The sequence below is a fragment of the Streptomyces sp. CB02959 genome (assembly GCF_002803155.1).
Taxonomy (GTDB): domain Bacteria; phylum Actinomycetota; class Actinomycetes; order Streptomycetales; family Streptomycetaceae; genus Streptomyces.
This window is the reverse complement of sequence record NZ_NNBP01000009.1, coordinates 152,088-170,553: the sequence shown is the minus strand read 5'-3', so window position 1 is coordinate 170,553 and position 18,466 is coordinate 152,088. Positions and strand designations below refer to the sequence as shown.

At 71.3% G+C, this 18,466-nt stretch carries 20 protein-coding genes; 11 read left to right on the top strand and 9 right to left on the bottom strand.

Features of this window, described 5'->3' with window-relative positions; genetic code table 11:
• Window positions 1–35 precede the first annotated feature (35 nt).
• The 5 genes from CG747_RS16845 to CG747_RS16825 all read left to right on the top strand — a co-directional run bounded on the left by CG747_RS16845 (window position 36) and on the right by CG747_RS16825 (window position 4,117).
• Window positions 36–569, top strand: coding sequence for a nitroreductase family protein (locus CG747_RS16845; RefSeq protein ID WP_257980469.1), 534 nt, complete (start codon window positions 36–38; stop codon window positions 567–569).
• A complete protein-coding gene (locus CG747_RS16840) occupies window positions 526–852 on the top strand; it encodes a DUF6092 family protein (RefSeq protein WP_100602547.1) in 327 nt (108 codons plus the stop codon). The genes CG747_RS16845 and CG747_RS16840 overlap by 44 nt, the downstream gene beginning before the upstream one ends.
• 30 nt (window positions 853–882) lie before the next feature.
• A complete protein-coding gene (locus CG747_RS16835) occupies window positions 883–1,656 on the top strand; it encodes a tRNA-dependent cyclodipeptide synthase (RefSeq protein ID WP_100602546.1) in 774 nt (257 codons plus the stop codon).
• Between the two features lie 433 nt (window positions 1,657–2,089).
• Window positions 2,090–2,293, top strand: coding sequence for a cold-shock protein (locus CG747_RS16830; RefSeq protein ID WP_016578941.1), 204 nt, complete (start codon window positions 2,090–2,092; stop codon window positions 2,291–2,293).
• A gap of 87 nt (window positions 2,294–2,380) precedes the next feature.
• Window positions 2,381–4,117: a DEAD/DEAH box helicase gene (locus CG747_RS16825; protein ID WP_100602545.1), complete on the top strand. Its 1,737-nt coding sequence runs from the start codon at window positions 2,381–2,383 to the stop codon at window positions 4,115–4,117.
• 145 nt (window positions 4,118–4,262) lie between these two features.
• On the opposite strand, the gene CG747_RS16820 is transcribed toward CG747_RS16825, so the two are convergent.
• Window positions 4,263–5,090, bottom strand: a complete 828-nt coding sequence (locus CG747_RS16820) for a 3-hydroxybutyrate dehydrogenase (RefSeq protein ID WP_100602544.1) — start codon at window positions 5,088–5,090, stop codon at window positions 4,263–4,265.
• Window positions 5,091–5,441: 351 nt separating this feature from the next.
• Between CG747_RS16820 and CG747_RS16815 the strand changes: the two genes are divergently transcribed.
• Window positions 5,442–6,500, top strand: coding sequence for a PHB depolymerase family esterase (locus CG747_RS16815; RefSeq protein ID WP_100602543.1), 1,059 nt, complete (start codon window positions 5,442–5,444; stop codon window positions 6,498–6,500).
• A 40-nt stretch (window positions 6,501–6,540) separates the two neighbouring features.
• Here the strand turns inward: CG747_RS16815 and CG747_RS16810 are convergent, their stop codons facing one another.
• From CG747_RS16810 to CG747_RS16800, 3 genes are all read right to left on the bottom strand, one after another.
• A complete protein-coding gene (locus tag CG747_RS16810; protein WP_100602542.1) occupies window positions 6,541–7,149 on the bottom strand; it encodes a TetR/AcrR family transcriptional regulator in 609 nt (202 codons plus the stop codon).
• A 122-nt stretch (window positions 7,150–7,271) separates the two neighbouring features.
• The gene (locus CG747_RS16805) at window positions 7,272–8,570 is read right to left on the bottom strand and encodes an erythromycin esterase family protein (protein WP_100602541.1); all 1,299 of its coding nucleotides are present in this window, start codon (window positions 8,568–8,570) and stop codon (window positions 7,272–7,274) included.
• 55 nt (window positions 8,571–8,625) lie between these two features.
• Window positions 8,626–9,279, bottom strand: coding sequence for a CatB-related O-acetyltransferase (locus CG747_RS16800; protein ID WP_100602540.1), 654 nt, complete (start codon window positions 9,277–9,279; stop codon window positions 8,626–8,628).
• A gap of 254 nt (window positions 9,280–9,533) precedes the next feature.
• On the opposite strand from CG747_RS16800, the gene CG747_RS16795 reads away from it, so the two are divergent.
• Window positions 9,534–10,184 carry a TetR/AcrR family transcriptional regulator gene (locus tag CG747_RS16795; RefSeq protein ID WP_100602539.1) on the top strand — a complete coding sequence of 217 codons (651 nt, stop codon included), beginning with the start codon at window positions 9,534–9,536 and terminating at the stop codon, window positions 10,182–10,184.
• Between the two features lie 70 nt (window positions 10,185–10,254).
• Here the strand turns inward: CG747_RS16795 and CG747_RS16790 are convergent, their stop codons facing one another.
• From CG747_RS16790 to CG747_RS16770, 5 genes are read right to left on the bottom strand one after another with little or no spacing between them, the layout of a single operon-like run.
• Complete coding sequence (locus CG747_RS16790) at window positions 10,255–11,700, bottom strand: MFS transporter (protein WP_100602538.1); 1,446 nt, start codon at window positions 11,698–11,700, stop codon at window positions 10,255–10,257.
• Complete coding sequence (locus CG747_RS16785; RefSeq protein WP_100602537.1) at window positions 11,697–12,992, bottom strand: hypothetical protein; 1,296 nt, start codon at window positions 12,990–12,992, stop codon at window positions 11,697–11,699. The genes CG747_RS16790 and CG747_RS16785 overlap by 4 nt, the downstream gene beginning before the upstream one ends.
• Window positions 12,989–13,771: a creatininase family protein gene (locus tag CG747_RS16780; protein WP_100602536.1), complete on the bottom strand. Its 783-nt coding sequence runs from the start codon at window positions 13,769–13,771 to the stop codon at window positions 12,989–12,991. Before CG747_RS16780 ends, CG747_RS16785 begins: the two co-directional genes overlap by 4 nt.
• A complete protein-coding gene (locus tag CG747_RS16775) occupies window positions 13,768–14,667 on the bottom strand; it encodes a dihydroorotate dehydrogenase (protein WP_100602535.1) in 900 nt (299 codons plus the stop codon). Before CG747_RS16775 ends, CG747_RS16780 begins: the two co-directional genes overlap by 4 nt.
• A gap of 1 nt (window position 14,668) precedes the next feature.
• Window positions 14,669–15,184 (bottom strand): nucleoside 2-deoxyribosyltransferase, encoded by a 516-nt coding sequence (locus CG747_RS16770; RefSeq protein WP_100602534.1) that lies wholly within the window; start codon window positions 15,182–15,184, stop codon window positions 14,669–14,671.
• 689 nt (window positions 15,185–15,873) lie between these two features.
• Between CG747_RS16770 and CG747_RS16765 the strand changes: the two genes are divergently transcribed.
• The 4 genes from CG747_RS16765 to CG747_RS16750 are packed head-to-tail and all read left to right on the top strand — an operon-like array spanning window position 15,874 to window position 18,464.
• Window positions 15,874–16,143: an acyl carrier protein gene (locus CG747_RS16765; protein ID WP_100602533.1), complete on the top strand. Its 270-nt coding sequence runs from the start codon at window positions 15,874–15,876 to the stop codon at window positions 16,141–16,143.
• A complete protein-coding gene (locus CG747_RS16760; protein WP_100602532.1) occupies window positions 16,140–17,525 on the top strand; it encodes an aminotransferase class III-fold pyridoxal phosphate-dependent enzyme in 1,386 nt (461 codons plus the stop codon). Before CG747_RS16765 ends, CG747_RS16760 begins: the two co-directional genes overlap by 4 nt.
• Entirely contained in the window at window positions 17,522–18,073 is a 552-nt protein-coding gene (locus tag CG747_RS16755) for a thioesterase family protein (protein WP_100602531.1), read from the top strand. Before CG747_RS16760 ends, CG747_RS16755 begins: the two co-directional genes overlap by 4 nt.
• On the top strand, window positions 18,060–18,464 hold the full coding sequence (locus CG747_RS16750) for a 3-hydroxyacyl-ACP dehydratase FabZ family protein (protein WP_100602530.1): 405 nt from the start codon (window positions 18,060–18,062) through the stop codon (window positions 18,462–18,464). The genes CG747_RS16755 and CG747_RS16750 overlap by 14 nt, the downstream gene beginning before the upstream one ends.
• Window positions 18,465–18,466: the final 2 nt, after the last annotated feature.

The window sequence follows — 18,466 nt, the reverse complement described above, 5'->3', positions numbered from 1 at the left end:
ATTCTCCGGGAACCCTCCCGGAGATCCTGCGAGTCATGTGCTCGCGCACCGTGTTGCGCAATTACGCGCCAAAACCCGTCGACGACGCCCTGATCGAGCAGATGCTCACCGGCATGCTCGCGGCCCCGACCGCGTCCAACAAGCAGGCGTGGTCCTTTGTCGTGGTACGCGACCCCGCACGCGTCCGGCGGCTGCGGGCCTTCGCCCCCGGCATCATCGGCAGCCCCGCCCTCATCGTCGTCGCCTGCGTCGACAAGCGCCGGATGACCGGGGTCTCCGCCGAGGTCTCGCAGAAGATCTACGAGACCGCCAAGCTCTGCGTGGCGATGGCGGTGGAGAACCTGCTGCTCTCCGCCCACGCGTTGAACCTCGGCGGCTGTCCCGTCGGCAGCTTCCGCGAGGACGCGGTCCGCCTGCTGCTGGACCTCCCGCCCTTCATCGAACCGATGCTGACGGTCCCCATCGGTCACCCCGCACACCGGACCACACCCTCCCAACGCCGAGACAAGAGCGAGGTGATCAGCTATGACGTCTGGGGACACCGGGACGCCGCAGGAAAGGCTGCGTGAGGAACTCGCCCTGCTGGCGGTCTATCTGCTGAGCAGCGGCCGCGGACTGCTGGACGAGCCGCCGGACTACGGGGCGTTCCGCTGCACCGACGCCGCCCGCCGGGTGCTGCACATCCTGGAGGCCGACGGCCCGCTCGGCCCCGAAATGGCCGCCGTACGAGGGCGCCTGGACGACTTCATGTTCGCCCCGATGGGAGGCGACGACGTCGACCTCGCCGGACTCCTGGACGAAGCCTGCCTGCAGATGGCCGTCGCGCTCCAGGGCACAGAGAAGCCCGCCTGAGCGGGCCCGAAGAGACCAGGAACACACGGCATGGAACCCGAATTACTGGCAGGCGCCGGCGCCCTGCGCGCGGAACCGCTCACCGAGGACTGCCGGCTCATCTGGAAGCGCGGTGATCACGCGCTCGTCGGGATCAGCGGCGGAAACAGCTACTTCAACCAGGACCGCCTGACCGCGCTGCTGTGCTGGGCCGGCGAACACTTCACCGATATCGACGTGGTCTACGTCGACATGCACATGGAAGAGATGCTGGTCGCGGACGGCCACACCCCCGAGCGCGCCGCCCGGTCGGTGCGCAGCACGCTCAAGGACGTCCGCCGCCGGATCCGGCGCTCCCTGGAACGGCTCGGCCCCGAGGCGAAGCGCTTCCGGGTCCGGGCCCTGTCCGAGGTCACGACCGTCCCGGCCTACCAGACCGTCCGCCGCCGGATCGAGCAGACCCTCGAGACCGACCGCGACTTCCACACGGCCTGCGACCGCATGGTGCGCCAGGTGGTCCACCACCGCACCCAGTCGCACGCCATGCCCACCACCGAGGCCCACCTGACCGCCGGCCTCCACTACGTCACCGCCGAGGCGCCGCTCTTCATCGACTCCCCGGCGATCTTCGACACCCCCTCCTCCACCCTCCTCTACCACCTCAGGACACCCGTCACCGATTTCCTGGCGGGCCGGCAAACCGGCTTCCGCGCAGCCCCGGGGCAGGGCTACGTCATCATCGCGCCCCCCACCGGCACCCGCGCCCCAGACCTCAGCGGACCTGCCGCACCGGACCTGCGGGACCCGGCCGACGCGCTGTCGTAGCCGCCGGCAGATGACCACGTCCGCCCCCGGAAGCCCCGACTTCCGGGGGCGACGTGTCGCCGCCCGTCGACGGCCGACGTGCGGAGTTCCGTTCCTGGAGGGCGTCGTTCCCGGATCGCGTTCCTGGATTGCGTCCCTGTTCGTGCAGTCACCGACAGGATGCTCACTGCCGGTCACTGCCGGGTGCTCACGGTCACCGAAAGGGGGCGTCGGCGGACGGTTCGGGCCTCAGGCGGTGGGCGGAGGTTCTGGCTTGGCGCTCCTCACGATCGACTGTTGACCATGGGCGGCCGTGCTGTGCTACGGTTTTGGAGTTGCAGTTGTGGTACCCATGAACCTATGTGCGCCTGACGGAAATGTTTCTCCCGATGGCGCATTATTTGTTTTACCGGCATCTCCGGATGGGGCCTCTGCCTACCAGAAGGAGAACGTCATGGCACAGGGAACCGTGAAGTGGTTCAACGCCGAAAAGGGTTTCGGCTTCATTCAGCAGGACGGCGGCGGCCCCGACGTCTTCGCGCACTACTCGAACATCCAGTCCCAGGGCTTCCGTGAGCTCCAGGAGGGCCAGCGGGTCTCCTTCGACGTCACGCAGGGCCAGAAGGGCCCGCAGGCGGAGAACATCGTCCCCGCCTGATCGCCGGACGCGTATCCGCTTACCGGGGTCCGCACCGCCATGGTGCGGACCCCGGTTTGTGCTGTTTCCAGGAAGGCAAATAACTGCATGTCCCGCAGGTCCCAGAAGTCGAACCGGCGCGCCTCGTCGCCCTCGCCGTCCGCGTCGGCGCCGAGGGAATTCCGGCTGCCGGAGAGCACGACACCCGCACTTCCCGCCGTCGAGGACTTCGCCGGTCTGGACATGCCCGCGGGGCTGCTGAAGACCCTCACCGCACAAGGCGTCACCACTCCGTTCCCCATCCAGGCCGCCACGCTGCCCAACTCGCTCGCCGGTCGTGACCTGCTGGGGCGTGGCCGCACCGGCTCCGGCAAGACGCTGGCGTTCGGACTGGCGCTCCTGGCCCGGACGGCCGGACTCCGGGCGGAACCCAAGGCTCCGCTCGCCCTCGTGCTGGTGCCCACCCGTGAACTCGCCCAGCAGGTGGCGGACGCGCTGACGCCCTACGCGACGGCGGTGAACCTCCGGCTGACCACCGTGGTCGGCGGGCTGTCGATCATGAAGCAGGCCGGTACGCTCCGACGCGGCGTGGAGGTGTTGGTAGCGACTCCCGGCAGGCTCAACGACCTCGTGGAACGCGGGGACTGCCGGCTCGACGGCGTGCGCATCACGGTGCTGGACGAAGCCGACCAGATGACCGACATGGGCTTCCTGCCGCAGATCACCAAGGTGATCGAGAACGTGCAGCCCGACGGCCAGCGCATGCTCTTCTCGGCCACCCTGGACCGGAACATCGACCGCCTGGTGCAGCGGTTCCTGGCCGACCCCGTGGTGCATTCGGTGGACCCGTCCGCGGGCGCGGTGACCACCATGGAGCACCACGTGCTCCACATCCTGGACGAGACCGACAAGAAGGCCGTCACCACGCGTATCGCGGCCCGTGACGGCCGGGTCATCCTCTTCCTCGACACCAAGAGGTCCGCCGACCGGCTCGCCAAGCGGCTCCTGGCCGTCGGTGTGCGCGCGGCGGCACTGCACGGCGGTCGTTCCCAGCCGCAGCGGAACCGCACCCTGGAGCAGTTCAAGAACGGCCAGGTCACCGCATTGGTGGCGACGAACGTCGCGGCCCGGGGCATCCACGTCGACGATCTCGACCTCGTCGTGAACGTCGATCCCCCCACCGACCACAAGGACTACCTGCACCGGGGAGGGCGCACGGCCCGGGCCGGCGGTTCCGGCAGCGTGGTCACGCTGGTCCTGCCCAACCAGAAGCGGGACGTCACCCAGCTCATGTCGGCCGCGGGCATCCGCCCCCGGACGTCCCGCATCACGTCGAGCGACACGGAACTGGCCACCATCACCGGTGCCCGCGAGCCTTCCGGCGTGGCCGTCACCATCGAGGTGCCCCAGCCGGCGACGCCGGCGGCGTCCCGCTCGGACCGGAAGCCCGGCACCGAGGGCGGTGGGCGGTCCGGCCGCCGACGCCGGAGTGGCGGCGGGGCCGGAGCGGCGAAGACCGCCCCCACCGGGACGGGAAGCCGGGGCTCGGAGCGCCGGACCGCGGCCGGTGCGGCGACGGCCGGTGGCGGTTCCGCCGCCGGCGGGCGCGGCACTTCCCGCCGGACCGGAGCCGGCGGGTCCGCCGGGGGTTCCGGCTCGGGCGGCCGGGGCTCCGACCGCCGGGCCGCGGCCGGGACGGCGGCCGGCGCCGCCTCCGGCAAGGGTGTCCGCCGATCATCCGGTCGACGGGCGGCAGCCGGCGGGGCCACGGGTGGCGCTGCCGGTACCGGCAGCGGTGGCCGCGGCTCCGACCGCCGGGGCGGCCGCCGCACCTCTGCGAGCTGAGTGACCGCAGTGTCTCCGTGACCCAGCGCGGCGGCGCGGCTCACCGCGTGTGCCGCCGCTGGAGCGGTTCCCAGACGACCGTGGCCGGGTACTTCCCGGCCACGGTCGTTTCGCTGTGCCGCCTCCCGGGGCGGCGCGGCGGGGGTCAGCGGGCGGTCCAGCCCCCGTCGAGGGGGAGGGACGTGCCGGTGATGCAGCCGGCCTGCGGGGTGCACAGCCACAGCACGGCCCGCGCCACTTCGTCCGGTTCGATCAGTCGCTTGATCGCCGTGCGGTCCAGCATCACGCGCGCCACCACCTCGTCTTCGGGGATCCCGTGGACGCGGGCCTGGGTGGCGATCTGCCGCTCGACCAATGGGGTACGCACATAGCCAGGATTGACGCAGTTGCTCGTCACCCCGTGCTCGGCGCCTTCGAGGGCGACGACCTTGCTCAGACCCTCCAGCGCGTGCTTGGCCGCCACGTAGGCCGACTTGTAGGGGCTGGCGCGCAATCCGTGGACGGAGGAGATGTTGACCACCCGTCCCCATTCGCGCTCGTACATCCGCGGCAGGGTGCGGCGCAGGATGCGGAAGGGGGCCTCCACCATGACCCGTTGCATCAAAGCGAAGCGGTCCGGCGGGAATTCGTGGATGGCGGCCACGTGCTGCAGACCCGCGTTGTTGACCACCACGTCGGCGTCGTCGGGGAGCGTGTCCACCGCGTCCGGAACGGACAGGTCGACGATGTGGGCGGTGCCGCCGATCGCCTCGGCTAGCCGTTCGGCCGCCTCTCCGGCGCGGTCCACCACGCGGACGAAGGCACCCGCGGCCGAGAGCGCCACCGCACAGGCCCGGCCGATGCCGCCGGCCGCTCCGGTGACCATGGCGGTCCGCCCGGCCAGGAACCGGGCGCCGACCACTACTTGATCGACGACTTCGCGCGGATCGCCCGCCGCGTACGCCCCTGCATCGGGGCTGTGGCTGCTCTGCATGACCGAAACGATAGGAACGGCTCGGTCCCGGGCACATGGGAGCGCAGCACACTTTCCTCCGTGCGGGAGTGGGAGTGACCGCCATACCGTGGCCGCCGTGGGAACCGTATGCCGTCGGGACCGGCTCGCGGCGGCCCCGCGACCACTCCGACCCGGCGGCGGCGCAATGGGGCCCGGTGCCACATCCGACCGGAGACCGTGGGCACCCGGCCCATATCCGCCCGCGGTCCGGGCTCGTAACGTCCGGCACCAGTAGGTGAAGTGGCGCCCGCGGCGGCATCCTGCGCGAGGTGATCCGGACGCGATGCCGGACGGTGCGCCGACCGTCCCCCCCCACATCCAGGAGCCACCATGGACCTGTCCACACGGCACAGTCACCGGACCCGCCGCACGCTCGCCGTCGTCCTCGGCCTCGTCGCCGCGTGCCTGAGCGTCTTCTCGCCGGGCGTCCCCGCCGCCGCGGCCGCGGCCGGGACGTTCCACCAGGTCATCGACTTCGGCCCGAACCCGGGCAACCTGCAGATGTACGAGTACGCGCCGGCGGACCTCCCGCCGGGCGCACCCCTCGTCCTGGCCCTGCACGGCTGCACCCAGAGCGCCGACGACTACTACGCGCACTCCGGCTGGCCCAAGTACGCCGACAGGTACGGCTTCGCGCTCGTCTTCCCGCAGACCACCGCGGCCAACAACCCGCTGTCGTGCTTCAGTTGGTTCGACGCCGCCAAGGACACGGGGGGCCGCGGTGAGGCAGCGTCCCTCGTCCAGATGGTCCGGCACGCCATGGCGCAGTACGGCTCCGACGCCCACCGGGTCTTCGTCACCGGTCTGTCGGCGGGCGGGGGCATGACTGCCGACCTGCTCGCCGACTACCCCGACGTCTTCGCCGCCGGATCGATCGACTCCGGACTGCCCGCCCACTGCGCCACCACTCCGCTCCAGGCGTCCGGCTGCCAGCTCAGCGACCAGCACCTCACGCCCGCCCAGTGGGGCGACAAGGTCCGCAACGCCCGCCCCGGCTACGCCGGCCCCTGGCCGCGGGTCGCGATCTCGCAGGGCACCGCCGATCTCACAGTCCGCCCGGTGAACGCCACCGAGCTGAGGGACCAGTGGACCGACGTCCTCGGCGTCGGCCAGACACCGTCGAGCACCCGGAGCCTCCCCGGCGGCACCACGCAGAGCACCTACAACGACGCCGGCGGCCGGCCGGTCGTCGAGGTCTACTCGATCCCCGGCATGCCCCACGGCCTCGCCGTCAGCCCCGGAACAGGCACCGACCAGTGCGGGACCACCGGCACCTACTACCGCGACGCGATCTGCTCCAGCTACTACACGGCGGCGTTCTTCGGGCTGGACGGCTCCACGCCCACTCCGCGCACGGAGCACGGCGGGGCGGGGGAGTCGACGCGGTAGGGCCGCTCACGTCTCGGCCGCCACGAGGTGCAACGCCGGGTCATCGGGCGGGGCTGTCGGTGAACAGCCGGTCCAGGTGCAGATCGATGGCGTCGAGGGTGTCCTGGGGCCCGATCACGTCGAGTTCGATGAGGGTGGTGAAACCGGTGAGGGCGAGGAGCAGATTGGTTTCGGCCACCGGGTCGCGGTCCGGTGGGATGTGCCCCTCGGCGATCGCCCGGCGTACCAACTGCTCGACGGCAGTGCGTCCTTGGGCGATCCCCTGCCGGGCCCGCGCGTGGATGTGCTCGTCGTGCAGGGCCTCCAGGACGTAGGCGGCGCTCATCCGGCTGGTCGCCCGCGCGTCCGGGTGCAACGGGAGCATCCCGGTGAGCATCACCCGTAGGACGTCGCGGGGGTGCGGCCGGTCGCCGAGCTCCGCCAGGCCCCGGTCGACGCGCGAGGCGGCCTGCTCGGTCGCGAAGTCCATGGCGAAGGTCAGCATGGCCTCCCGGGAGGCGAAGTAGTGCTGCAACTGTCCGTGGGACATGCCCGCTTCCCGTGCGACCTCGCGCAGGGAGAGGTGCGCGACGCCGCGCTGCTCCACCACGCGCCACAGCGCTCGGGCGATCGCCTCGCGGCGTTCGCGATGATCCACCTGCTTGGGCATCGTCGACGTCTCCGGGCTGCTCCGTGAGTTCTTTCCAATACGGTTGACATGATACAAAGCCGTCGACCGCGACCCACCGGCCGGCTGCTCGGCCGCGAACGCCGCCGCGACCCCTGCACGTCTCACATGGTGTCGAGGTTGTCGGCGACGGTGGAGGTCGGGGTGTGGAGGACGGCGTCGAACGCTTCGAGGACGGGGGTGTGCAGGTAGGCGCTTTGGATGCGGATGCGGTCGGGGCCCGGGGTGAGGTCGGCGTCCCCCTGCGTCTGCGGGCGCGCCTGCTGGAAGTCGGCGATGCTGAGGCCGAGTCCGGCGTCGGAGAAGGCGGCTTCGATGCTTCCCGGCTCGGCCGGTTCCAGCGCGGTGGCGGCGATGGTGAAGCCGAAGCGGGCGCTCTCGTCGCGGGGCATGTCCGCGGTGTGCCCGGTGGTGCTGGTCAGGGCGAGGGCGAAGTAGTCGTCGCCGAGGGCGCGGTGCAGGTGCTGCCCCATGGGGAGTCCGGTGAGGTGGCCGTTGAAGGAGACCGGCGTCTTCTGGATGTGGGCGTTGTGGGCCGCCAGTACGACGCGGGTTCCGGGTTCGAGGCGGTCCAGGTGCCACCGGACCGAACCGGCCATGTAGCTGTCGCGGGCCGAGGTGTCGGCGGTCAGCCCCTGGCCGGTGAAGAGGCCGGCCATGGCGCGGAAGGTGTAGTCGGCGTGGCAGGCGCCTTCGAGCCGGCGTACGGCGATGTCGTGGTCGTGCTGGTCGCCGCGGGAGACGTAGAGCGGTTCGAGGGAGCGGAGCCGGATGAGCAGGCGCGTCAGGATCGCGCTGAGGGCGTCCTGTTCGGTGGTGGCCAGGCGTGCCCACGCGGGCGCGGCGACGGCCCCGGAGCCGCCGGCGAAGGTTTCGGCGATCCGTATCGCCTCCTGGGCCGCCGGCAGGGTTTCGGGGTCGATCCGTCGGAGGTAGTCGGCGACCGGGGTCAGTGCGGGGAGCAGGGATCCGCCGGCCGCGGGGATGTCGATGCCCGCGAAACGCACCGGTGCTGAGGCGGTGCGGTTGTGCCGGCGCATCCAGCGCAGCGGCTCGCCGACGCCCACGGGGATCGTTGCGGCGAGGTGGGCCGTCAGGTCGTCGTCCGTTCCCTCGCCCTGGGCCCAGGCGTCGAGGGGGAAGCCTTCGCTGAAGCCGTACTCGAAGGCCAGGGCGGTGAAGCCGCAGCGTTCGACCAGGAACCGCAGGATGCGCTCGCGCATGAGCGCGAACTCGTCGATGAAGTGGGAACTTTCGCCGATCGCGACGACGCGGGCGCCGCCGATGACGGCGCGCAGCGGCTCCAGGTCGTCGAGTGGCGCCTCGGGGTCGAGGTGGGTGAGCGGGACGGCGTGGGTGCGGAGCCAGTCGGCGAACGGGGTGCGGTGGGACGACGCGGGCATGTTGAGGACTCGATTCCTGGACTCTGGAACTCCGACGTGCCGGAACGCGGGTGGCTCACGGTTGCGGGAGCCTGGGCGCCGCGTTCTCCAGGTCGTCGATGCTGCCGGACATGACGGTGCGGAGGTGTTCGGTGAGGTGCGGGAGGGGCCAGTCCCACCAGGCCAGTGCGAGCAGGCGGTTGATGTCGGCGTCGCTGTGGCGGCGGCGGATGAGGCGGGCGGGGTTGCCGCCGACGATGCCGTAGTCGGGGACGTCGTCGACGACGACGGAGCCGGCGGCGATGATCGCTCCGTGGCCGATGCGGACGCCGGGCATCACCATGGAGCGGTAGCCGAACCAGACGTCGTGCCCCACCACGGTGTCCCCCCGCCCGGCCAGGCCGGTGATCAGGTCGAAGTGCTCGGACCAGGAACCGCCCATGATGGGGAACGGGAACGTCGAGGGGCCGTCCATACGGTGGTTGGCGCCGTTCATGATGAACCGCACGCCCTCGCCCAGCGCGCAGAACTTCCCGATGACCAGCTTCTCCGGCCCGTAGTGGTACAGCACGTTGCGGCTTTCGAACGCGGTCGGATCGTCGGGATCGTCGTAGTAGGAGAACTCTCCGACCTCGATCAGCGGCGAGGTGATCAGCGGCTTCAGCAGCACCACCCGCGGCTGCTCGGGCATCGGGTGCACCACGGTCGGGTCGGCGGGAACAGGCGGCATCACGAAGTGCTTCCTTTCGCGGGGATTTCCGGGTGCTCGTGCCCGCTCCGCCCGGCCCCGTCCGCCGACCGGGCCGTTCCCGCCCGGTGAGCGAGCCGGTCACCGGGTCGGGGACGGGCCTGCTGCCGAAGGACCTGCCTACGGCGAGCGCTTCGGAAGAGCATCGATCACGCTACTAGTGCGACAGTTGCTGCTTTAAGATGTTGGCATAACGCCGTCCCCACGAGCAAACAATTACGAGTGATGACTTCCTGATGACTTCCACAGACCCGGAACCAGAGCCAGAAGGCACCCGGCCGCCGCCGACCCGACGCCCCGGGGGCCGCACCGCCCGTATCCGCACGCAGGTGCTCGACGCGGTCCGCGCCGAGCTCGGCGAGCATGGTTTCGACGGGCTGACCACGGACACCGTCGCCGCACGCGCCGGTGTGCACCGCACGACGGTGTACCGGCGCTGGGGGGACGTCGGCGGCCTGCTCGCCGACGTCCTCGACGCGGCGGGTGACGACGACTGGCAGCCACCGGACACCGGCTCGCTGGTAGGCGATCTGACAGCGCTGAACGAGGAGATCCAGACGGCCCTGACGGCACAGCCGCCGATCGTGGTGGCGCTGATCGCCGCCTCGTTCCGCTCGGAGCAGGCCGCCCAGGCCCAACAGCGGCTCTGGGAGGACCGTTACGCCCGCTGCGAGACCATCGTCGACCGGGCCGTCCGGCGCGGCGCACTCCCACCGCAGACCGACGCCCGGCGGCTGCTCATCGCCGCCACCGCGCCGCTGTACCACCAACTGGTGCTCCTGCGCACACCCCCCGACCCGCAACTGCCCGGCCAGGCAGCCAGAACCGCCGCCCTTGCCGCGGCCGCCGGCGCCTTCGTCGAGCCGCGGTCGACGGACGGCGCCTGAGCGCAGGCCGCCGGGCGAGGCGAAGACGTCCTGTGGGGCGGGGGGGGAATCGCGGGGCGGGCGCGGGCGCTTACGCGGGATCCCCGGACGGCGCGTGAGCCGCCGGTGATTTCGGGGTGGCCAGGAAGATCGTGGCCAGGGTGAGGGCGCCGGCCAGCCATGTGGTGGCGTGGAACGCCTCGCCGAAGGCCCGAGCGGTCTCCGGGGACGTACCCGCTTCCAGTGGGGACGTCGACGTACCCGGAGGGAGCAGCGACCGGTAGATCACCGCGGTGACGGTGCCGAAGATGGCGATACCCAGACCGGCGCCGGCCTCGTAGGAGACGGATTCGATGCCCGCCGCCGCACCCGCCTGGGCGGAGGGCGCGGTGGACATGATCAGGTTCGAGGCGACCATCTGGACCAGACCGTGGCCGAACCCGATCAGGGCCAGGCCGAGCGGGACCACGGTGCCGGAAGCGACCAGGACGTACCCGGTCACTGCCAGCAGCAGGCCGGCGGGCACGTCCGCACGCGGCCGTCCGACACGGGAGAGGATCATTCCGCCCACCGGGCCCGCCACCGTCGCGGCCACCGGCATCGGGATCAGGTACAGCGCGGCCTCCTCCGCCGACAGTCCCTCGACGAACTGCAGGTACTGCACCAGTTGGAGTTCGAAGCCGACCATCACCAGCACCGGCAGCACCGAGGCCACCACTCCGGCACGCAGCCCGGGCAGCCGGAACAGGGACAGGTCCAGCATCGGGTGCGGTGTGCGCTGCTGCCGTCGTACGAACAGGACCAGCGCGGTCAGGCCCAGCACGGCCGGCACCGCCACCTCCACCATCCCCACGCCGTCATGGGTGAAGGTGATGATGGCGTACGCGCAGCCCAGGAACCCCACGATCGACAGGATGGGGGAGGTGGCCTCCCAGGGCTGCCGCTCGGCCTCGATCTTGTTGCGGAGCAGCAGCGCCACGGCGGGCATGGCCAGTGCCACGACCGGCAGGTTGACCAGGAAGATCGAGCCCCACCAGAAGTGCTGGAGCAGGAAGCCGCCCACCACCGGTCCCAGCGCCGAGGCTCCGGCGGCGACCGCGCTCCACGCCCCGATGGCCACCGCGTGGTCGCGGCCGTCGCCGAAGGTCTGCCGGATGAGTGCCAGCGTCGCCGGGATGATCATCGACGCGCCGATCGCCAGCAGCGCCCGGGCACCGATCAGGGTCAGTGGCCCGGACGCCATCGCGCACAGTGCCGAGGCCACGCTGAAGACCGCCAACCCGGCCAGCAGCAGCCGCTGGTGCCCGATCCGGTCGCCCAACGGCCCGCTCACCAGCACCAGCCCGACCATCAGGAGCGAGTACACGTCCACGGTCCACAGCAGTTCGGGCGGGGACGCGTGCAGTTCGCGGGCGAGGGTCGGAACGGTGATGGTGAGGATGGTGACGTCGATGGCCGCGGGCAGGAAGCACAGCAGCACCACGGCCAGCACCAGCCAGCGTCGGGTCTTGACCACTGTCAGTGCGGTGGTGGTCACCGGTGGAGGCCCAGGGCGGCCCTCGCTCGGATGATCAGATCGTGCAGCTCGGCCAGGCTCGGGGCGTAGAACATGCAGCTCAGTCTGCCAGTTCGCAGGTCCGTCAGCTCGGTTGGCACCACACCTCGTTCGGCGTGCCGGGGTGAGGCCACCAGCCGTCCGAGCAGGCGCAGCACCTCCGGCAGGTCCAGCCCGGCCGGAAGCCCGTAGAAGTCGTAGTTGCCGACCGCGTGGGTGTCGAGGTAGCCGGGGCCGATGAGGTGCTCGCCGAATTCGTGCACATGGCTCGACCCGGTGCGACGGGCGTTGAGGTCGTGCATGTAGACCACGTCGTCGCGGGCGATGGCGTCGATGCCGAACCGTCCGCGGTAGCCGCGCCGTTGCATTTCCTGGGCCAGTCGGAGTCCGCCCCGGGTCAGCGCGCGGTACCACCATCGGTCACGCAGTTCCCGCGCGGTGACGTTGCCGCGCAGGTGTGTGGCGCCCTCGAACAGCATGTCGGTCGTGTAGCACAGGTGGGGCGGGGCGCCCACGGGCACCATGTACTCCACCGACGGGAAGGCGATGTCGCCGTCGATGAACTCCTCGACCACCACCGGATCTTCGCCGTAGAACTTGCTGGCGGCCAGGCGTTCGGCGATGTCGTCGTCGCCCGGCCGGAAGATCAGCAGACCGAGGCTCGCCTCGCCGCGGTCCGCCTTGACGATGCACGGCGTGCCCGTCGCGAGCATGGCCCGCACCGCCGCCGGCACCTCGTGCCGCCCGGCGCAGTGCGTACCGGTAGGGATGCGGCAGGGGCCGTCGGCCATGCCGAGGTCGGCGGCCAGGTCGCGCAGGCCGGTCTTGGTGTCCAGCAGGTCGCGCAGGCCCTGCTGCGGCGGGCTCTCCGGCAACTCGACCGCCACGCCGTACCGGGTGCGCAGGACCTCGGCGAACCGCCACAGGTCGGTGGTGGTGGTGTGCGGGATCAGTCGGAGCCGGCGGCCCGGCCCCGCGTGGGCGGCCACGGCGGTCATCAGCTCGGGGTCGGCGAGCGCGTCGGCGAACAGCGAGCCGGTGCGGCCCGCCGGGCTGAGGTTCACCACGCCGTCGAGCTCCAGGAACTTCCGCTGCCAGTCCAGGTCCCCGATCGGCTCGTACGTGATGAGCATCTTGTCCAACGGTCCCCAGAACAGCGCCTGGTCCTGCTGGGCGTAGCACTCCGACAGCAGCTCGTCGACGCCGTCGGCGCGGACGGCGAAGTCGCGCAGGGTGTCGACGGCGTTGCTGACGCAGAGGGTGGGCGTGGTCATTTCTTCTCCTCGCGCAGCAGTCCGTCGCCCTCGGACACCAGGGCGACCGCGGCCGAGACCACGTGCCAGAAGAGGTCCTTGCCCAGGGCCGCGGTGGCGTCCGAAGTGTTCGACAGGACACCTTGGTTGGTCGTGCGGTTCACGTCGACGGGGTGCAGGTAGATCCCCGGGCGGGGCGGGTGGGCGTGGTCGGGACGGGCGGCCGAGACCAGGTCCGGGCGGAGGTAGAGCATCAGGCTGGTCTCGGTGAGGCCCGCGTGCTCGGCGTGCCAGCCCGGAAAGAGCGGCACCCGCTTGGCCAGCCAGTCCGTGTCGACCAGGCTCCACCAGCTCAGCGCGATCAACTCCTTGCCCGCGGCCGCCGGCCGCCGGCCCACCTCGTCGAGGGCCTCGAAGAGGAACGGTTCGTTCTCGAAGTGGCCGTTGACGACCAGCAACCGGCGCCACGGCAGGGCGCACAACGACTCCAGCGCGTCCTCCAGGAAGGCCAGCAGCGACTGGCCGCGCACATGGACGGTGCCGGGAAAGGCCAGTCCGCCCCCGCTCTGCGGCAGCGACCGCGCCGCGATGGACTGCGCCGGCAGGGTCAGGGCGTTCAGCTCGTAGGCGATCTGCTGGGCGAAGGCGTCGGCCAGGAGGGTGTCCACGGACAGCGGCAGGTGCGGACCGTGCTGTTCGATGGACCCGACCGGCCACGCCAGGGTCTGCCCGGCGGTGGCGGCCAGGATCTCGGCGCTGCTCAGGTCGCACAGCTGCGGCCCGACCGATCGGGGGGTCATGACCGCACCTGCCCGGACCGGTCCGCTCCGGCGAGGGGTTCGGAGTCGCGGTCGGGGTCGCCCGGTGCGGTGGTTTCGGCCACGATCCGGGCGAGTGTGGGGTTCATATCGGTGTGCAGTGCGGTGTACACCTGGGCCGCCACCGCGCCGACCCGCAGGTAGTCGTGGACGTCCCGGCCCGATTGCACGCCGCCGGAGGCCAGCAGCGGCAGGGGGAACCCGGCTCGGCTCAGCTTCCACAGCGAGGCCAGTACGAGCGGCTTGATGCCGGGTCCGGAGTAGCCGAACACGCCGCCGAGGCGGAGGTCGCCGGTCTCCGGGTGCACGGCGGCGGCGGGCAGGGTGTCGCTGACGGTCACCGCGTCCGCGCCGGCCCGGGCGGCGGCGAACGCCCGCGCGTGCAGGCCCTCGCCGCTGGCCAGTTTGACCGAGAACGGCACCCGGGTCGCGGCGCGGGCGGCCGCGGTGTAGGCGTGCACCCGCTCGGGGGTGTCGTCGAGGCCGTCCGACTCGTTGAGGCAGGAGATGCCGAGCTCCAGTGCGCGGCAGCCCGCCGACTCCACCCGGGCCGCCAACTCGGCCAGTTCCGCGGGGCTGTCGGCGTGCAGCGACGCGATGACCGGCAGCCGGTCCCGGGCCAGGCCGCGCAGGATGCCCACCCAGTGGTCGACGGACCGCTTGGAGTAGGTGGTGCTGTTGATCATTCCGGTGGGCAGCCGGAGGATGCGCTCGTCCAGGTCGGTCGGCGGGTTGGGGTGGATGGTCTTGGTGACCACCGCGCCCGCGCCGGAGTCCAGCAGTCTGCGGATGTTGCGTTCCTGGTCGGTGAGCAGGCCGGAACCGACCACGACCGGATTGGCCAGGTCGATCCCCAGCACATGTGTCGCGGCCGCCATGTCAGACCGCCGTCCGGGTCCGGCCCAGTGCCGCGAGCACGCCGTCGACCAGCAGTGCCGGATCCGTGGCGATCTCCTCGGTGGACAGGAACGTGGCGGCGGCGACCTGGGCGAGCCCCTTGAGCAGGTGGCTGGCCGACTCGGCGAAGGGCTGGTCGGTGATGCCCACGATGGGGCGGCCCAGCGCGCTGGCCCACCCCAGTTCGATGTGGGTGCCGTCGGTGCGCAGCAGGGTGCCGTCGAGCACCGGCAGTACCGGTACGAAGACATCGCACTGGCGCATCCACGCGTAGTCGCGCACGGACACCTCTTCGGGGGTGAACGAGGCGGTGTCGGCGCCGAATCGCTCAGCCACGTGTGCGGACAGCACGGTGGCTCCGGCCCGCTGCGACTGGTCGATGGTCAGGCTCAGGCATTCGCGGATCGGCGTCGCCATTCCGCCGGGCACCAAGGCGTGCTGGATCGGGCCGCCGACAAACAGGGTGACGCCGCGCAGGGCGTCCGGGCTGACACTCATGACTTTTTGCGGTTCCTTCGAAAGTTTCTTCCGGCGGCCGGGCGATCGGGCGTGGATCGGCCATCGGAAAGGAGGGGAATGGGCAGCGCAATCACATAATGCGCTTGCAGCGAATCGCAGGGGATTCCGGGCGTGAAACCCGACGGTGTCACCGGGGTGCCCGGTTGCCGACTCGTCCCGCACTCAGCGGCCGAGATGGGCAAATAGACGACTTAAGGCTAGTCAGGGACGATTCATCACCGCAAGCCCCGTCTGCGCCAGCTGGGAATCCCTGACATAGGGAGTAAAAGGTACATAACGATCGTTCTGAAACGCGACCCCACCTGTGTCGGGAAGCGCTCTGCGGGCCGGGTTCGCGGGCGGGGGCGGCGGACCGGGGGATTCCGTTCGGCCGGTATTCCCGCCGCCGAACGCCAGTGGCCGAAACGCCGCCGAACTCATGCGCTAAATCCCCGTGGCGGCCGGTGCGCGAAAATAGATAACGAGCAAAATCGAGGGCCTCATTGACACGGCGGTAAAGCCTCAACTAGCTTCGATGAGCGTTAATGGCTGGCGCTGCCATGTTTCCGATCGGTGCCGGCCCACCTCCGGCCCGACTTTCGCCGCGATCTCATCTCCCTTTCCTCGCCCACATGCCGGACGCCGGCCGTGGCCTTTTGGATGAATCCACCCTGAGGGGAAAATCCCTGGTGAACTCTTTGCAGACCATCAAACGCATTCTGCACTCCGATGTGCTGGTGGAGGTGCCGATCGACCAGATGCGGCTCGACGACAGCCTGCGCGAGAGCTACGGCATGGACTCACTCGGATTCGTGGAACTGCGCGTGCAGTGTGAGGAGGCGTTCGGCATCGACATCCCCGACGAGGCCGTCGCCGCGGGGGAGCTGTCCACCCTCGGCGACGTACTCGCGCTCGTCGAGCGGCTGTCGGGGGCCGAACTCCCCCCGGCCACCCCGTGAGCACGGCCCCGGTCACCCGGGACGACCGCGCCGGGGAACCCACCGGTGTCCTCGCACGCGGCACCGACCTGCACCTGAACCACTACGGGGCGGCGCGGCTGCCGTTCGCCTGCGTGGGCGGGCGCGGCCTGGAGCTCGACGTGGTCGACCTGAGCCCGGCCCACCGGGGCAGAAGGCTGCGGCTGCTGGACGCCAGCGGCGGCTACGCCAGCGCCACCCTGGGCGGCGACCACCCCGTCGTCCGCGCGGCGCTGACGCGCGGCACCGCGGTCGGCAACGTCACCGACGAACTGGGCTCGCTGGAACGGGCGGAACTCCTCGACCGGCTCTTCGGCCCAGGCGGGCTGTGGACCGACCACTTCCCCGCGGGGCGGTACCACGTCAGCGGGCGCAACTCCGGCTCGGAGGGCAACGAGTTGGCGTTGCGGCTCGTCCTGGAGTCCCGGTTCGACAGCCGGCGGCTGCGCCACCGTCCGGGCAAGGAGCGGCGCGACACCATCCTGGCCTTCCACGGTGCCTGGCACGGCTGGACCGGCGGGCTGGTGCAGCTGCTCAACCGCAGGTACTACCGGGCCGGGCTGCCCGTGCCGGACCCCGCCGGTTCGTACGGCGTCCGGGTCGAACACATCCCGTTCGGCGACCCCGACGCCCTGGCGGAGTACTTCGCCGCGTCCGCCGACCGGCTGCTGGCCGTCGTCGTCGAGCCGATCCAGGGCGACGCGGGCATTCTCCAGCCACCGCCCGGCTACCTGCGCGAACTCGCGCGGCGCTGCGCGGCCGACGACGTCCTGCTCGTGGCCGACGAGGTGCTGACGTTCGCCAAGACCGGCGCCTGGTTCGCCATGCGCGACGCCGACGGGCCGGTGCCCACCGACATCACCGTCATCGGCAAGTTCCTGGGCATGGGCGCGGTGTCCACGTCGATGGTGATCGCCCGGGAGGACCTGGCCGTCCGCTCCTCCGGCGCCGTGACCACCTCCGACCTGCGGCCGCTGAACTGCGCGGTGATCCGTGACGGCATCGAACACATCGCGGCCGAACGGCTGCTGGCGCGGTCGGCCGACGTCGGCGGGAGCTTGGCCGCGCAGCTCGACGCCGCCCTGGTGGGGCGCCACCCGGACGTGTTCACCGAGGTCCGCGGTACCGGGGCGATGCTCGGAGTGGAGCTGACCGCCGCGGCGGCGGACCGGATCGGCGAGCTGCGCCGGGAACTGATCGAAGCGGGGGTGTACGCGGAGTTCATGGCGGGCGCCGGGAAACGCTCCGGAGGCCGGCGCTACGTCCACCCCACGCTGCGGATCGTGCTGCCGCTGATCACCACGACGACGCAGGCCGACGAGATCGTGGACCGGGTGGCGGCGGGCGCCCGGGCGATGCGGTGAGCGCGGGGTTCCGCACCCGGGTCGAGCACGTCGACACCGACGCGACCGGGATCGTGCACTTCTCCCGCTACACCTCGCTGATGGAGACCGCGGGCACCGAACACCTCGAAGCGCACGACGCGGGCCTGACCGCCTTCAGCGCGGCGGGCGTCGACCTGGTGGCCGCCGACCTGCGGGTGACCTATCTCAACAGCGCCGTGTACCGCGACGTGATCGTCGCGGACACCCGGGTCGACCACGTCGGCGCGGCCTGGTTCGCGCTCGCGGTCGGTCTGCTGCGCGAGGAGGAGGACGGCGGCCGCACCCCGCTGGTGACCGGCCACCTCGTCTTCGCCGCCGTCGACCCCGCCACCCGGCGCGCGGTTCCCCTGCCGGCGCCGCTGCGAAAGACACTGAGAGGAATCGTCCCGGATGCGGCACACGAACGAATCGGCAGCACCCCCGACCGCGGCGGTCCGCACGGCCCGGCCGCTGGGTACCTCGGCGATCGCCGCCCTGGTGCGCGGACGCCATCCCCGACTGTTCATCGACCGGGTGCTGGACCATGAGCCCGGCGTGTTCCTGCGCAGCATGTTCGCCGTCTCGGCCGAGATGAGCGCACTGTCCGGGCACCTGCCCGAGCGCGGCCTGGCCCCGGGGGTGATCCTGCCCGGCAGCCACACCATGCAGGCCTTCGCCCAATCCGGCGTACTGCTCTACCAGTTGAGCAGCGCCCCGCTCGCCGACGACGAGGTGACCCTGGTCGGCACGGTCAAGTCCCGCTTCCTCGCCCCGGTCGTGCCCGGCGACCAGGTCGTGCTCGACGTACGCGCGGACCGGCTGTCCGGCCACACCTTCGCCTTCTCCGCCGCGGCGACCGTGGAGGGCCGCTCGGTCGCCGGGTTCCGCGGCGCGATGAGCCGGGCGAAGGTCGATCCCGCGCGGGCCCGGCCGTGGTGACC

Excerpts from the sequence above, each read along its gene's own strand:
- CG747_RS16845 (WP_257980469.1), top strand. The coding sequence starts at position 36 with ATGTGCTCGCGCACCGTGTTGCGCAATTACGCGCCAAAACCCGTCGAC.
- CG747_RS16775 (WP_100602535.1), bottom strand. The coding sequence starts at position 14,667 with ATGGCGGCCGCGACACATGTGCTGGGGATCGACCTGGCCAATCCGGTC.
- CG747_RS16815 (WP_100602543.1), top strand. The coding sequence starts at position 5,442 with ATGGACCTGTCCACACGGCACAGTCACCGGACCCGCCGCACGCTCGCC.
- CG747_RS16785 (WP_100602537.1), bottom strand. The coding sequence starts at position 12,992 with ATGACCACGCCCACCCTCTGCGTCAGCAACGCCGTCGACACCCTGCGC.
- CG747_RS16820 (WP_100602544.1), bottom strand. The coding sequence starts at position 5,090 with ATGCAGAGCAGCCACAGCCCCGATGCAGGGGCGTACGCGGCGGGCGAT.
- CG747_RS16780 (WP_100602536.1), bottom strand. The coding sequence starts at position 13,771 with ATGACCCCCCGATCGGTCGGGCCGCAGCTGTGCGACCTGAGCAGCGCC.
- CG747_RS16835 (WP_100602546.1), top strand. The coding sequence starts at position 883 with ATGGAACCCGAATTACTGGCAGGCGCCGGCGCCCTGCGCGCGGAACCG.
- CG747_RS16770 (WP_100602534.1), bottom strand. The coding sequence starts at position 15,184 with ATGAGTGTCAGCCCGGACGCCCTGCGCGGCGTCACCCTGTTTGTCGGC.
- CG747_RS16810 (WP_100602542.1), bottom strand. The coding sequence starts at position 7,149 with ATGCCCAAGCAGGTGGATCATCGCGAACGCCGCGAGGCGATCGCCCGA.
- CG747_RS16800 (WP_100602540.1), bottom strand. The coding sequence starts at position 9,279 with ATGCCGCCTGTTCCCGCCGACCCGACCGTGGTGCACCCGATGCCCGAG.
- CG747_RS16805 (WP_100602541.1), bottom strand. The coding sequence starts at position 8,570 with ATGCCCGCGTCGTCCCACCGCACCCCGTTCGCCGACTGGCTCCGCACC.
- CG747_RS16795 (WP_100602539.1), top strand. The coding sequence starts at position 9,534 with ATGACTTCCACAGACCCGGAACCAGAGCCAGAAGGCACCCGGCCGCCG.
- CG747_RS16840 (WP_100602547.1), top strand. The coding sequence starts at position 526 with ATGACGTCTGGGGACACCGGGACGCCGCAGGAAAGGCTGCGTGAGGAA.
- CG747_RS16825 (WP_100602545.1), top strand. The coding sequence starts at position 2,381 with ATGTCCCGCAGGTCCCAGAAGTCGAACCGGCGCGCCTCGTCGCCCTCG.
- CG747_RS16830 (WP_016578941.1), top strand. The coding sequence starts at position 2,090 with ATGGCACAGGGAACCGTGAAGTGGTTCAACGCCGAAAAGGGTTTCGGC.